The following is a 13,292-nucleotide window of genomic DNA, read 5'->3' on the forward strand; positions in this document are numbered from 1 at the left end:
CCATGTTGCAAGTCAGTGTTTATCGCTACAACCCTGATCAGGACGCTGCGCCGTTCATGCAGGATTTCCAGGTCGATACCGGTGGTAAAGACCTGATGGTGCTGGACGTGCTGGCCCTGATCAAAGAGCAGGACGAGGGTTTCTCCTATCGTCGCTCCTGCCGTGAAGGCGTCTGCGGCTCCGACGGCATGAACATCAACGGCAAGAACGGTCTGGCGTGCATCACGCCGCTGTCCGCCGTTGTAAAAGGCAACAAGCTGATCGTTCGCCCGCTGCCAGGTCTGCCGGTTATCCGTGACCTGGTCGTCGATATGAGCATCTTCTACAAGCAATACGAGAAGGTGAAGCCTTACCTGCAGAACGACACGCCGGCTCCGGCCATCGAGCGTCTGCAGTCGCCAGAAGAGCGCGAAAAGCTCGACGGTCTGTACGAGTGCATCCTGTGCGCCTGTTGCTCGACCTCTTGCCCATCGTTCTGGTGGAACCCTGACAAGTTCCTCGGTCCAGCTGCGCTGCTGCAAGCCTACCGCTTCCTGGCTGACAGCCGTGACACCAAGACCAGCGAGCGTCTGGCTTCACTTGACGACCCGTTCAGCGTTTTCCGCTGCCGGGGCATCATGAACTGCGTCAACGTATGTCCGAAAGGCCTGAACCCGACTAAGGCCATCGGTCACATCCGTAACATGCTGCTCTCGAGCGGCGTGTGATTCAGCTGCTGTAACCGTTGCACCGTAGAGGCTGTGGCGCGGGCTTCAACCCGCGTCATGGCTATAACCAGAGCAGTAGCCACAAGCTGCCGCTCTTATTTTGAAGAAATGAGACAAGCAGGGGCATCCGGGCTGGTACCCGGACTATCAGTGTGATCCTAGGTGGCTTGTTTTAGTCGCTGCATTCGGACTTCTGCAAGTTTGCTCGGTGTCGACACCGATGGTGTTCCCCTAACCGAGGGTGACCAAGCATGCAAGAAAGCGTGATGCAGCGCATGTGGAACAGCGCCTACCTTTCAGGTGGAAACGCTGCCTATGTGGAAGAGCTTTATGAGCTCTACCTGCACGACCCTAACGCTGTGCCAGAAGAGTGGCGCACCTACTTTCAGAAGTTGCCAGCCGACGGCAGCTCTGCCACTGATGTTTCGCACTCGACAATTCGCGATCATTTCGTGCTGCTGGCAAAGAACCAGCGCCGCGCCCAACCGGTTTCCGCCGGCAGCGTGAGCAGTGAGCACGAGAAGAAGCAAGTTGAAGTGCTGCGATTGATCCAGGCCTACCGTATGCGTGGCCACCAGGCAGCCCAGCTTGACCCGCTGGGACTGTGGCAGCGTCCTGCACCTGCAGACCTGTCGATCAATCATTACGGCTTGACCAATGCCGATCTTGATACGACCTTCCGTGCCGGCGACCTGTTCATCGGCAAAGAGGAAGCGAGCCTACGCGAAATTCACGAAGCGTTGCAGCAGACATATTGCCGCACCATCGGCGCTGAATTTACGCACATCACCGATTCCGAGCAGCGCCAGTGGTTCCAGCAGCGTCTGGAAAGCGTGCGTGGGCGTCCGACGTACTCCGCCGACATCAAGAGTCACCTGCTTGAGCGCGTGACTGCCGGTGAAGGCCTGGAAAAATACCTGGGCACCAAATATCCGGGCACCAAGCGTTTCGGTCTGGAAGGCGGCGAAAGCCTGATTCCGATGCTCGACGAACTGATCCAGCGTTCCGGCTCGTACGGCACCAAGGAAGTCGTCATCGGCATGGCCCACCGTGGCCGTCTGAACGTGCTGGTCAACACCTTCGGCAAGAATCCGCGCGAGCTGTTCGACGAGTTCGAAGGCAAGAAGAAGGTCGAGCTCGGTTCCGGTGACGTCAAATATCACCAGGGCTTCTCGTCCAACGTGATGACCACCGGCGGTGAAGTTCACCTCGCCATGGCGTTCAACCCGTCCCACCTGGAAATCGTTTCTCCGGTGGTCGAAGGTTCGGTGCGCGCCCGTCAGGACCGTCGCAACGACCTGACCGGTGAGAAAGTTCTGCCGATCTCCATCCACGGTGACGCGGCATTCGCCGGTCAGGGCGTGGTCATGGAAACCTTCCAGATGTCGCAGACCCGCGGTTTCAAGACCGGCGGTACCGTGCACATCGTGATCAACAACCAGGTTGGTTTCACCATCAGCAACCCGCTGGACTCGCGCTCCACCGAGTACGCCACCGACGTTGCCAAGATGATCCAGGCGCCGATCCTCCATGTGAATGGTGATGATCCGGAAGCCGTGCTGTTCGTGACCCAACTGGCCATTGACTACCGCATGCAGTTCAAGCGTGACGTGGTGATCGATCTGGTCTGCTACCGTCGTCGCGGCCACAACGAGGCCGACGAGCCAAGCGGCACCCAGCCTCTGATGTATCAGCAGATCACCAAGCAGCGCACCACCCGTGAGCTGTACGCTGATCGCCTGACCCAGGCCGGTGTGCTCGACGCTGAACGAGTTCAGGCCAAGGTCGACGAATACCGCAACGCGCTGGACAACGGTCTGCACGTGGTGAAATCGCTGGTTAAAGAGCCGAACAAAGAGCTGTTCGTCGACTGGCGTCCGTACCTGGGCCACGCCTGGACTGCGCGTCATGACACGCGCTTCGATCTGAAGACCCTGCAAGAACTGTCCGCCAAGCTGCTGGAAATTCCGGAAGGCTTCGTGGTCCAGCGTCAGGTCGCGAAGATCTACGAAGACCGTCAGAAGATGCAAGCCGGCGGCCTGCCGATCAACTGGGGTTATGCCGAAACCATGGCATACGCGACCCTGGCGTTCGAAGGTCACCCGATTCGCATGACTGGTCAGGACATCGGCCGCGGTACGTTCTCGCACCGTCACGCTGTGCTGCACAACCAGAAAGACGCGGGCACCTACATTCCGCTGCAGAACCTGTACGACGGTCAGCCACGTTTCGACCTGTACGACTCGTTCCTCTCGGAAGAAGCGGTACTGGCATTCGAATACGGTTACTCGACCACCACGCCAAACGCGCTGGTGATCTGGGAAGCCCAGTTCGGCGACTTCGCCAACGGTGCGCAGGTCGTTATCGACCAGTTCATCACCAGCGGTGAGCACAAGTGGGGCCGTCTCTGCGGTCTGACCATGTTGCTGCCACATGGTTACGAAGGTCAGGGCCCTGAGCATAGCTCGGCACGTCTTGAGCGTTACCTGCAGCTGTGCGCCGAGCACAACATTCAGGTGTGCATGCCGACCACGCCAGCACAGATCTACCACTTGCTGCGTCGTCAGGTAATCCGTCCGCTGCGCAAGCCGCTGGTCGTGCTGACGCCGAAGTCGCTGCTGCGCCACAAGCTGGCCATCTCGACGCTGGAAGATCTGGCCGAAGGTTCGTTCCAGACCGTGATCCCGGAAATCGACGCACTGGACCCGAAAAAGGTCGAGCGCGTGGTTCTGTGCAGCGGCAAGGTCTACTACGACCTGCTGGAAAAACGCCGTGCCGAAGGCCGCGAAGATATCGCCATCGTGCGTATCGAGCAGCTGTATCCGTTCCCTGAGGACGACTTGAAGGAAGTCCTGGCTCCGTACACTAACGTCAAGCATGCCGTGTGGTGTCAGGAAGAGCCGATGAACCAGGGTGCCTGGTACTGCAGCCAGCATCACTTGCGTCGCAGCATTGCCAACCTCGACAAGACTCTCGTACTTGAGTACGCGGGCCGTGAGGCTTCGGCTGCGCCAGCTTGTGGTTATGCATCGATGCACGCCGAGCAGCAGGAAAAACTGCTGCAAGACGCTTTCACTGTTTAACGCCTTCGCGCTGACTGAAACCGAATTTTAAGGACCCACAGATAATGGCTATCGAAATCAAAGCCCCGTCATTCCCGGAATCGGTTGCCGATGGCACCGTTGCCACTTGGCACAAGAAACCAGGCGAGGCCGTCAAGCGTGACGACCTGATCGTCGACATCGAGACTGACAAGGTCGTGCTGGAAGTATTGGCCGAAGCCGACGGCGTGCTGGGCGCAATCATCGCCGAAGAAGGCGCTACCGTTCTGTCGAACCAGGTTCTGGGCTCGATCGAAGAGGGCGGCGCTGCTGCTGCCGCTCCTGCCGCCGCTGCTGCTCCGGCTGCTACTGCCGCTGCCGCACCGGCTGCTGCCGATGGCGAAGACGACCCGATCGCAGCACCGGCTGCTCGCAAGCTGGCTGAAGAGAACGGCATCAACATCGCTTCCGTTGCCGGTACCGGCAAAGGTGGTCGTGTGACCAAGGAAGACGTGGTTGCTGCTGTTGCTGCGAAGAAAGCCGCTCCGGCTGCCGCACCTGCCAAGGCTGCTGCTCCTTCGGCTGCTGCGCCTGTATTCGCTGCTGGCGACCGCATCGAGAAGCGCGTACCGATGACCCGCGTGCGTGCCACCGTGGCCAAGCGTCTGGTTGAAGCCCAGTCGAACATGGCGATGCTGACCACGTTCAACGAAGTCGACATGACCGAAGTCATGGCCCTGCGTTCGAAGTACAAGGACCTGTTCGAGAAGTCCCACAACGGCGTACGCCTGGGCTTCATGTCGTTCTTCGTCAAAGCGGCCACCGAAGCGCTGAAGCGCTTCCCGGCTGTCAACGCGTCGATCGACGGCGGCGACATCGTTTACCACGGCTATGCGGACATCGGCGTTGCCGTTTCCAGCGATCGTGGCCTGGTCGTACCGGTTCTGCGTAACGCTGAGCTGATGAGCCTGGCTGAAATCGAAGGCGGCATCGCCACCTTCGGCAAGAAGGCCCGTGACGGCAAACTGTCGATGGACGAGATGACCGGTGGTACCTTCACCATCACCAACGGTGGTACCTTCGGTTCGATGATGTCGACGCCGATCGTCAACCCGCCGCAGGCAGCGATTCTGGGCATGCACAACATCATCCAGCGTCCAATGGCCATCAACGGCCAGGTCGTGATCCGTCCGATGATGTACCTGGCACTGTCCTACGATCACCGTCTGATCGATGGCAAAGAAGCTGTGACCTTCCTGGTGACCATCAAGAACCTGCTGGAAGATCCGGCTCGTCTGTTGCTGGATATTTGATAGAAGCAGCTGCAAGTCTCAGGCTGCGAACTGCAGGTAAACGCAGTTTGGCTTGAGGCTTGCGGCTTCACGCTTGCTGCAAAAAAGAGGATTTTTTGAATGTCGCAGAAATTTGACGTAGTAGTGATCGGTGCCGGCCCTGGTGGCTATGTAGCCGCCATCAAGGCTGCTCAGTTGGGCCTGACCACTGCCTGCATCGAGAAGTACACCGACGCAGAGGGCAAGCAAGCCCTGGGCGGTACCTGCCTGAACGTGGGTTGCATTCCTTCCAAGGCGCTGCTCGACAGCTCGTGGAAATACAAGGAAGCCAAGGAAAGCTTCAACGTTCACGGTATCTCGACCGGCGAAGTCAAAATGGACGTCGCTGCGATGGTTGGCCGCAAGGCTGGCATCGTCAAGAACCTGACCGGCGGTGTTGCCACCCTGTTCAAGGCCAACGGCGTTACTTCGATCCAGGGCCACGGCAAGCTGCTGGCCGGCAAGAAAGTCGAAGTCACCAAGCCGGACGGCTCGGTTGAAGTCATCGAAGCGGAAAACGTCATCCTCGCGCCAGGTTCGCGTCCGATCGACATTCCACCTGCGCCGGTTGACCAGAACGTCATTGTCGATTCGACGGGTGCTCTGGAATTCCAGTCCGTACCTAAACGTCTGGGCGTGATCGGCGCGGGCGTGATCGGCCTGGAGCTGGGTTCGGTATGGTCGCGTCTGGGTGCCGAAGTGACTGTTCTCGAAGCGCTGGACACTTTCCTGATGGCAGCGGACACCGCTGTTTCCAAGGAAGCGCTGAAAACCCTGACCAAACAGGGCCTGGACATCAAGCTGGGCGCTCGCGTTACCGGTTCGAAAGTCAACGGCGAAGAAGTCGTCGTCAACTACACCGATGCCAACGGCGAACAGACCATCACTTTCGACAAGCTGATCGTAGCCGTTGGTCGCCGTCCGGTGACCACTGATCTGCTGTCTGCCGACTGTGGCGTGGAAATCGACGAGCGCGGTTTCATCGCGGTTGATGACCATTGCGTCACCGCCGTACCGGGCGTCTTCGCCATTGGCGACGTGGTTCGCGGCATGATGCTGGCCCACAAGGCTTCGGAAGAAGGCATCATGGTTGTTGAGCGCATCAAGGGCCACAAGGCTCAGATGAACTATGATTTGATCCCTTCGGTTATTTATACTCACCCGGAAATCGCGTGGGTTGGCAAAACCGAGCAGGCGCTGAAGGCCGAAGGCGTTGAAGTCAACGTCGGCACCTTCCCGTTCGCCGCTTCCGGCCGTGCCATGGCTGCCAACGATACCGGTGGTTTCGTCAAGGTCATCGCCGATGCCAAGACCGACCGCGTATTGGGCGTGCACGTGATTGGCCCGAGCGCTGCGGAACTGGTTCAGCAGGGCGCGATCGGTATGGAATTCGGCACCAGCGCTGAAGACCTGGGCATGATGGTTTTCTCCCATCCGACCCTGTCCGAAGCCTTGCACGAAGCTGCTCTGGCAGTGAATGGCGGCGCTATTCACATTGCCAACCGCAAGAAGCGTTAAGACATAATAAGAAACCACGGCGGTAGCGGCCCGTCGTGAGCCTTGCGAGCAAGACTCACCGCGGAATGTCCGCCGGACGCAGTCTTGCGTAGCTCAGCTACGCAAGCAGCAGTCACAGGTGGCGCGGCACTCAAACGAGCGCAGCGCCGAATGCGCAGTACCTAACGAAGACGGTAAAAAGCATGAATCTTCACGAGTATCAGGGTAAGCAGCTGTTCGCTGAATACGGCCTGCCAGTTTCCACTGGTTACGCAGTAGACACCCCGGAAGCAGCAGCAGAAGCTTGCGACAAGATCGGCGGCAACGAGTGGGTCGTCAAAGCCCAGGTTCACGCCGGTGGTCGCGGTAAAGCGGGCGGCGTCAAGCTGGTTCGCAGCAAAGAAGACGCCAAAGCCTTCGCACAGCAGTGGCTGGGCAAGCGTCTGGTGACTTACCAGACTGACGCCAACGGCCAGCCAGTCACCAAGATCCTGGTTGAATCGTGCACTGATATCGCTAAAGAGCTGTACCTGGGCGCTGTCGTTGACCGTTCGAGCCGTCGCATCGTGTTCATGGCTTCCACCGAAGGTGGCGTGGACATCGAGAAAATCGCTCACGACACGCCAGAAAAAATTCTGAAAGCCACTATCGATCCACTGGTTGGCGCTCAGCCATCCCAGGGTCGCGAGCTGGCATTCCAGCTGGGTCTGGAAGGCAAGCAGGTCACTCAATTCGCCAAGATCTTCGTAGGTCTGGCCAAGCTGTTCAAAGACCACGACCTGGCTCTGCTGGAAGTGAACCCGCTGGTGATCAAGGCTGACGGCGATCTGCACTGCCTCGACGCGAAGATCAACATCGACGCCAACGCCATGTACCGTCAGCCTAAGCTGAAGGCATTCCACGATCCGTCGCAGGACGATCCGCGCGAAGCGCACGCTGCCAAGTTCGAACTGAACTACGTAGCCCTGGAAGGCAACATCGGCTGCATGGTCAACGGTGCCGGTCTGGCGATGGGTACCATGGACATCGTCAACCTGCATGGCGGCAAGCCAGCCAACTTCCTCGACGTAGGCGGTGGCGCTACCAAGGAACGCGTTACTGAAGCGTTCAAGATCATCCTTTCCGACCAGAACGTCGCGGCAGTACTGGTCAACATCTTCGGCGGCATCGTTCGCTGCGACATGATTGCCGAAGGCATCATCGGCGCCGTGAAAGAAGTCGGCGTGAAAATCCCGGTTGTTGTTCGCCTTGAAGGCAACAACGCTGAGCTGGGCGCTAAAGTACTGGCAGAAAGCGGTTTGAACATCATCGCTGCTACCAGCCTGACCGACGCTGCTCAACAAGTTGTCAAAGCTGCGGAGGGCAAATAATGAGCGTCCTGATCAATAAAGACACCAAAGTTATCTGCCAGGGTATTACCGGTTCGCAAGGTAGTTTCCACACCCAGCAAGCCATCGAATACGGCACCAAGATGGTTGGCGGCGTAACTCCGGGCAAAGGCGGCACCGAGCACCTGGGTCTGCCAGTGTTCAACACCGTTAAAGATGCAGTAGCTGCCACCGGCGCTACCGCCAGCGTGATCTACGTTCCGGCTCCGTTCTGCAAGGACTCGATCCTGGAAGCGGCATTCGGCGGCATCAAGCTGATCGTTTGCATCACCGAAGGCATTCCTACCCTGGACATGCTGGACGCTAAAGTTAAGTGCGACGAGCTGGGCGTAGTCCTGATCGGCCCTAACTGCCCAGGCGTGATCACCCCAGGCGAATGCAAGATCGGCATCATGCCAGGTCACATTCACTTGCCAGGCAAGGTCGGTATCGTTTCGCGTTCCGGCACCCTGACCTACGAAGCTGTGAAGCAGACCACTGACGCCGGTTTCGGTCAGTCGACTTGCGTCGGCATCGGCGGTGACCCGATCCCGGGTTCGAACTTCATCGACATCCTGAAGCTGTTCCAGGAAGACCCGAAGACCGAAGCGATCGTGATGATCGGCGAGATCGGCGGTTCGGCAGAAGAAGAAGCGGCTGCCTACATCAAGGCTAACGTGACCAAGCCGGTTGTTTCCTACATCGCTGGTGTGACTGCTCCTCCGGGCAAGCGCATGGGCCATGCTGGCGCAATCATCTCTGGCGGCAAAGGCACTGCAGACGAGAAATTCGCTGCGCTGCAAGACGCAGGCGTAAAAACCGTGCGTTCGCTGGCAGACATCGGCAAGGCCTTGGCCGAGCTGACTGGCTGGGAAGTGAAGAAGTAAGCTTCGGCTGACTTTTTAGCTCCAGCAACAAAGGCCACCTTCGGGTGGCCTTTGTCGTTTCAGAGCAGCGGCAAGCCTCAAGCTGCTAGCTGCAAGATGGATGCTTGCAGCTCAAAACTTGTAGCTTGCAGCTGCTTTTCTTATGTAAACGCGACACTGAAACGTCGCGTATCGGATAGTTCGCCCTCCAACAGTGCGTTTGCAAGCCAGATTCGTTAGGCTAGCAGCCATTTTTGCGTCCGCCGCCCACAAGGCAGCTACGCGCTTTAAGGGTCAGTCCCATACGGATCGACAGCATTTCCCTAATCCAACAGGGCAATCCCCCTCTAAATTCCGATTTCAGTAGTGTGGTATTACCTTAATGAAAGTTTTGAAAGGTCAGGACATCCTGGCGCTTGGTTTTATGACGTTTGCCCTGTTTGTCGGGGCCGGTAACATCATCTTCCCGCCGATCGTCGGCTTGCAGGCCGGCCCCCACGTGTGGATGGCTGCGCTGGGCTTTCTGATCACCGCTGTAGGTTTGCCGGTGGTCACTGTAGTGGCGCTGGCCAAAGTTGGCGGCGCGATGGATGCGTTGAGCAGCCCGATCGGCAAAATCGCTGGCGGCATCCTCGCGGCGGCGTGCTATCTGGCTGTCGGCCCGCTGTTCGCCACTCCGCGTACCGCGACCGTTTCCTTCGAAGTGGGTCTGGCGCCGTTGACCGGCGAGAGTCCGCTGGCGCTGTTCCTCTACAGCTCGGTGTACTTCCTGCTGGTATTCTTCATTTCGCTCTACCCTGGGCGTTTGCTGGATACGGTGGGCCGCTTCCTCGCGCCGCTGAAAATCATTGCGCTGGCAGTACTGGGTATCGCCGCGTTCGCCTTGCCGGCGGGTGACATCGGTCACGGCACACCGGAATACGTCGCCGCACCATTCTCCCAAGGCTTCATCAATGGTTACCTGACCATGGATACCCTGGGGGCGCTGGTGTTCGGCATCGTCATCGTCAACGCGATTCGCTCCCGTGGCGTCGAGTCGCCGGCACTGATCACCCGATACGCGATCATCGCCGGGCTCATCGCCGGCGTGGGTCTGGCACTGGTCTACGTCAGCCTGTTCCGCCTCGGTTCCGGCAGCCACGAAGTCGCGGTCGGTGCCACCAATGGCGCGGCGGTGCTGCATGCTTACGTGCAGCACACCTTCGGTTCGCTGGGCAGCGGTTTCCTTGCGGTGCTGATCTCGTTGGCGTGTCTGGTCACGGCGGTCGGCCTGACCTGTGCTTGCGCTGAATATTTCAGCCGTGTGCTGCCTCTGTCCTACAAGACTCTGGTGATCATCCTCGCAGCGTTCTCGCTGCTGGTCTCCAACCTCGGCCTGACCAAGCTCATCGCCTTTTCGATTCCGGTGCTCACGGCGATCTATCCGCCGTGCATCGTTCTGGTCGCGCTGAGCTTCTGCAAGGATTTCTGGCATGAGCACGGGCGTATTCTTGGCCCGGTGATGCTGGTGTCATTCGTGTTCGGCACCATCGACGCGTTGAAGGGCGCCGGTCTGGCCGAGCGGATGCCGGCTCAGTTGACCCACCTGCCGCTGAGCGAGCAGGGTCTGGCGTGGCTGGTGCCGTGCGTGATGACTCTGGTGGTGGCCGTGGTTTGCGACCGCCTGCTCGGCAAGCGCAGCGAAGCCACTGCCTGACGTGGTTTGACCCGCCACAAGTGGGTTCGGCAGGGTTAAACAGAAATGCCCCGTATCAATCGATACGGGGCATTTTTTATGCGCGTGAGGCAGTGTCTTTTTTGCTGAGCTAACGTCGAAAGAGTTGCCTGGTCTGCATGTGGGAGCGAGCTTGATCACTCCCACAGGTTTTTCCGATGTACCGCGCCTCATCACAAGGAATTGCATGTCGTTCATCCAAGCCAATCTCATCCACCTGCTCGCCGCCGTCTGGTTTGTCATCTGCTGGGGCGGCTACACCCGTTACGCCACCTGGAAGGCGCGCGATACGGCATGTCTGGCCAGCGTGTTGCACCTGTACCGCGAAGACTGGATGCGCCGCATGTTGCTGCGTGACAACCGGATCGCCGACGCCAGCGTGATCGGCAATCTGGAACGTAACGCCTCGTTCTTCGCTTCCAGCACGCTGATCATCCTCGCCGGTATTCTCACCGTACTCGGGGCGTCGGAGCGGGCGGTATCGTTGCTGGCAGATATTCCGATGGTGCAGCAGGCTTCGCAGGGCATGTCGGAAATCAAATTACTGTGTCTGGCCCTGGTGTTCGTCTATGCGTTCTTCACGTTCAGCTGGTGCATGCGCCAATACAACTTTGCGGCGATTCTGGTCGGTTCAGCGCCGATGATCGGTGAGCGTCAAGTGACCGAGCAGGAACGCAAGGCCTTCGCTTCGCGTGCGGCACGGGTGATTTCGATGGCGGCCAACCAGTTCAACTTCGGCCTGCGTTCCTACTACTTCGGCATGAGCATGCTGGCGTGGTTCGTCAGCCCGTGGTTGTTCATGATCATGAGCGCGGGAGTTGTGGTGGTGTTGTATCGCCGGGAGTTTCATTCCGACGTTCTCGATGTCATGGTCTATACCCCTACAGAGGCGCCCGTCCCTGAGACAAACAAAGAGGCTGTTTGATGAGTATTCCGTTCTGGTGTGTGTTTATCAGTGCTTTATTGATCTACGTGGCGCGCATGCCGGTGGCCAAGGCCATGAAGGAACAGGGAGGGTATGACAATCATTTGCCGCGGCAGCAACAGGCGCAATTGACCGGGTTCGGTGCGAGGGCGCTGGCGGCCCATCAGAACAGCATCGAAGCGTTTATTTTGTTCGCCGTCGGTGTGCTGATGGCGCACACCACGCAAACCGCAGGCTGGCTGATCGATGCGCTGGCGATCATCTTCGTGATCTCGCGGATCTTGTATCTGTGGTTCTATCTGGCCGACCTGCCGAAGTTGCGCAGCCTGATGTGGCTAGTTGGCTTTGTCTGTTCGTTGTCGTTGATGATTAGTCCGACTTTTAGAACCGTGTTGCTATAAAACGGTAAATCGCAGACAAAAGAAAACCCGCACTTGGCGGGTTTTCTTTTCACACCAGAAAGCTTATTGCTTTTTGGCGGCTTCTTCTTGAGCAGCGGCGTTCGATTCAGCCTGAGCTTTGGCAGCTTCGGCGTTTTCTTTTGCTGCGTCGTTCACTTTATCCTGAGCTTTGTTCATGTCTTGCTGAGCTTGCTCAGCATGTTGGTTGGCATCTTGAGCTTTGTCCTCGGATTTTTTATCGCAGGCAGCGAGACCGAGGGAAGCGGTCAACATCAAGGCAATAGCTAAAGTCTTACGCATGGGGTGTATCTCCTTATGGAAAATAACTACTGGCCTTAAGAACTCGGCGCTACGGGTTAAGTTCCTCATTTGTTTCAGATATATAAGTTTGTTTTATCACGGAACTTTTGCCGCTTTTCTCACTACTGGCAAAAGGCCCAAACGCGAGTAATTATCACATGGCCGTAAACCCCGTTTTTGAGCGCGCGACGCGCTTTTTATCGGCATTGCGTCACTGTCAGGTCTTGGGTCTGCAGGTGCACAGCGCCTCGAGCGCAGGTCTGACGGTGATCCTGCCCTACAGCGAAAAAATCGTCGGCAATCCAGAAACCGGAGTCATCCACGGTGGCGCCATCACTTCGCTGATGGACACCGCGTGCGGTATGTCGACCTTGTGCGTGCTGCCGGAGTTCGAAGTCTGTCCGACCCTCGATCTGCGCATCGACTACATGCACGCCGCCGAACCGCACAAAGCCGTGTACGGCTTTGCCCAGTGCTACCGCGTCACCACCGACGTGATCTTCGCCCGAGGCTATGCCTACCAGGACGATCCCGAGCAGCCAATCGCTCATGTCGTCGGCACCTTCATGCGCATGGGCGTTGGTCTGAAGGGCAGCAGGGGCTTCGCCGGCGCGATCAAGGGAGCCAGCCAATGAGCAACGATCTCAGGGAGCAGCTGCAACAAGCCCACGCGCAGGGCGATTACGCGCCGCTGCTGGCATTGATCCCTTATGCCGGGCTGATCGGTATTGAGTGCTCGCGAGTCGGCGATGAGCTGCTGTTCAAGCTGCCGGCGAACAAGGACAACATTGGTAACCCTTTATTGCCGGCGATTCACGGCGGAGTGATTGCCGGTTTCATGGAGCTGGCCGCGGCCTTGCATTTGCTGATCTTCACCGGCACGCCGGGTGTGCCGAAGATCATCGATTTTTCTCTCGATTACCTGCGCGCCGGGCAATTTCGCGACACTTGGGCCAGGTGTCAGGTCTGTCGTCAGGGCCGGCGCGTGGCCAACGTCGCGGTCACGGCGTGGCAGAGTACCGAGGGCGAACCGATCGCCACCGCCCGTGCGCATTTCAAAATCGACGAACCCTTGAAATCCTGAACAGCGCCCCAAACTCAGATGACAACCCGCCGCCGACCACTCGGGTCGCGGCCACTGCC

The 13,292-nt window shown here is 58.4% G+C and carries 12 protein-coding genes; 11 read left to right on the forward strand and 1 reads right to left on the reverse strand.

The window, feature by feature from the left end; genetic code table 11:
* Positions 1-2 precede the first annotated feature (2 nt).
* The 9 genes from CXF97_RS12135 (at position 3) to CXF97_RS12175 (ending at position 11,849) form a co-directional block, all read left to right on the forward strand.
* The gene (locus CXF97_RS12135) at positions 3-707 is read left to right on the forward strand and encodes a succinate dehydrogenase iron-sulfur subunit (RefSeq protein WP_016773675.1); all 705 of its coding nucleotides are present in this window, start codon (positions 3-5) and stop codon (positions 705-707) included.
* A gap of 251 nt (positions 708-958) precedes the next feature.
* The gene (locus CXF97_RS12140) at positions 959-3,790 is read left to right on the forward strand and encodes a 2-oxoglutarate dehydrogenase E1 component (protein ID WP_101158687.1); all 2,832 of its coding nucleotides are present in this window, start codon (positions 959-961) and stop codon (positions 3,788-3,790) included.
* A gap of 44 nt (positions 3,791-3,834) precedes the next feature.
* Entirely contained in the window at positions 3,835-5,061 is a 1,227-nt protein-coding gene (gene odhB, locus CXF97_RS12145; RefSeq protein ID WP_101158688.1) for a 2-oxoglutarate dehydrogenase complex dihydrolipoyllysine-residue succinyltransferase, read from the forward strand.
* Positions 5,062-5,160: 99 nt separating this feature from the next.
* A complete protein-coding gene (gene lpdA, locus CXF97_RS12150; RefSeq protein WP_101158689.1) occupies positions 5,161-6,597 on the forward strand; it encodes a dihydrolipoyl dehydrogenase in 1,437 nt (478 codons plus the stop codon).
* A 182-nt stretch (positions 6,598-6,779) separates the two neighbouring features.
* On the forward strand, positions 6,780-7,946 hold the full coding sequence (gene sucC, locus CXF97_RS12155; protein WP_016773679.1) for an ADP-forming succinate--CoA ligase subunit beta: 1,167 nt from the start codon (positions 6,780-6,782) through the stop codon (positions 7,944-7,946).
* Entirely contained in the window at positions 7,946-8,830 is an 885-nt protein-coding gene (gene sucD, locus CXF97_RS12160; protein WP_016773680.1) for a succinate--CoA ligase subunit alpha, read from the forward strand. Before sucC ends, sucD begins: the two co-directional genes overlap by 1 nt.
* 361 nt (positions 8,831-9,191) lie before the next feature.
* The gene (gene brnQ / locus CXF97_RS12165; RefSeq protein WP_101158690.1) at positions 9,192-10,505 is read left to right on the forward strand and encodes a branched-chain amino acid transport system II carrier protein; all 1,314 of its coding nucleotides are present in this window, start codon (positions 9,192-9,194) and stop codon (positions 10,503-10,505) included.
* Between the two features lie 205 nt (positions 10,506-10,710).
* The gene (locus CXF97_RS12170; RefSeq protein ID WP_101158691.1) at positions 10,711-11,448 is read left to right on the forward strand and encodes a DUF599 domain-containing protein; all 738 of its coding nucleotides are present in this window, start codon (positions 10,711-10,713) and stop codon (positions 11,446-11,448) included.
* Positions 11,448-11,849, forward strand: coding sequence for an MAPEG family protein (locus CXF97_RS12175; protein WP_101158692.1), 402 nt, complete (start codon positions 11,448-11,450; stop codon positions 11,847-11,849). Before CXF97_RS12170 ends, CXF97_RS12175 begins: the two co-directional genes overlap by 1 nt.
* Before the next feature lie 63 nt (positions 11,850-11,912).
* Here CXF97_RS12175 and CXF97_RS12180 read toward each other — a convergent pair whose 3' ends face one another.
* On the reverse strand, positions 11,913-12,149 hold the full coding sequence (locus tag CXF97_RS12180) for a hypothetical protein (protein ID WP_007959016.1): 237 nt from the start codon (positions 12,147-12,149) through the stop codon (positions 11,913-11,915).
* Positions 12,150-12,307: 158 nt separating this feature from the next.
* Here CXF97_RS12180 and CXF97_RS12185 point away from each other — a divergent pair, with 158 nt between their 5' ends.
* Complete coding sequence (locus CXF97_RS12185; protein WP_101158693.1) at positions 12,308-12,784, forward strand: PaaI family thioesterase; 477 nt, start codon at positions 12,308-12,310, stop codon at positions 12,782-12,784.
* Positions 12,781-13,233, forward strand: coding sequence for a PaaI family thioesterase (locus CXF97_RS12190; protein WP_042607592.1), 453 nt, complete (start codon positions 12,781-12,783; stop codon positions 13,231-13,233). The genes CXF97_RS12185 and CXF97_RS12190 overlap by 4 nt, the downstream gene beginning before the upstream one ends.
* Positions 13,234-13,292 lie beyond the last annotated feature (59 nt).

The sequence above is a fragment of the Pseudomonas sp. Choline-02u-1 genome (assembly GCF_002836515.1).
In the GTDB taxonomy this organism is placed as follows: Bacteria; Pseudomonadota; Gammaproteobacteria; order Pseudomonadales; family Pseudomonadaceae; genus Aquipseudomonas.

What these genes read in the sequence shown, in the direction of transcription:
- CXF97_RS12135 (WP_016773675.1), top strand. Translation starts at nt 3, where the DNA reads ATGTTGCAAGTCAGTGTTTATCGCTACAACCCTGATCAGGACGCTGCG.
- CXF97_RS12140 (WP_101158687.1), top strand. Translation starts at nt 959, where the DNA reads ATGCAAGAAAGCGTGATGCAGCGCATGTGGAACAGCGCCTACCTTTCA.
- odhB (WP_101158688.1), top strand. Translation starts at nt 3,835, where the DNA reads ATGGCTATCGAAATCAAAGCCCCGTCATTCCCGGAATCGGTTGCCGAT.
- lpdA (WP_101158689.1), top strand. Translation starts at nt 5,161, where the DNA reads ATGTCGCAGAAATTTGACGTAGTAGTGATCGGTGCCGGCCCTGGTGGC.
- sucC (WP_016773679.1), top strand. Translation starts at nt 6,780, where the DNA reads ATGAATCTTCACGAGTATCAGGGTAAGCAGCTGTTCGCTGAATACGGC.
- sucD (WP_016773680.1), top strand. Translation starts at nt 7,946, where the DNA reads ATGAGCGTCCTGATCAATAAAGACACCAAAGTTATCTGCCAGGGTATT.
- brnQ (WP_101158690.1), top strand. Translation starts at nt 9,192, where the DNA reads ATGAAAGTTTTGAAAGGTCAGGACATCCTGGCGCTTGGTTTTATGACG.
- CXF97_RS12170 (WP_101158691.1), top strand. Translation starts at nt 10,711, where the DNA reads ATGTCGTTCATCCAAGCCAATCTCATCCACCTGCTCGCCGCCGTCTGG.
- CXF97_RS12175 (WP_101158692.1), top strand. Translation starts at nt 11,448, where the DNA reads ATGAGTATTCCGTTCTGGTGTGTGTTTATCAGTGCTTTATTGATCTAC.
- CXF97_RS12180 (WP_007959016.1), bottom strand. Translation starts at nt 12,149, where the DNA reads ATGCGTAAGACTTTAGCTATTGCCTTGATGTTGACCGCTTCCCTCGGT.
- CXF97_RS12185 (WP_101158693.1), top strand. Translation starts at nt 12,308, where the DNA reads ATGGCCGTAAACCCCGTTTTTGAGCGCGCGACGCGCTTTTTATCGGCA.
- CXF97_RS12190 (WP_042607592.1), top strand. Translation starts at nt 12,781, where the DNA reads ATGAGCAACGATCTCAGGGAGCAGCTGCAACAAGCCCACGCGCAGGGC.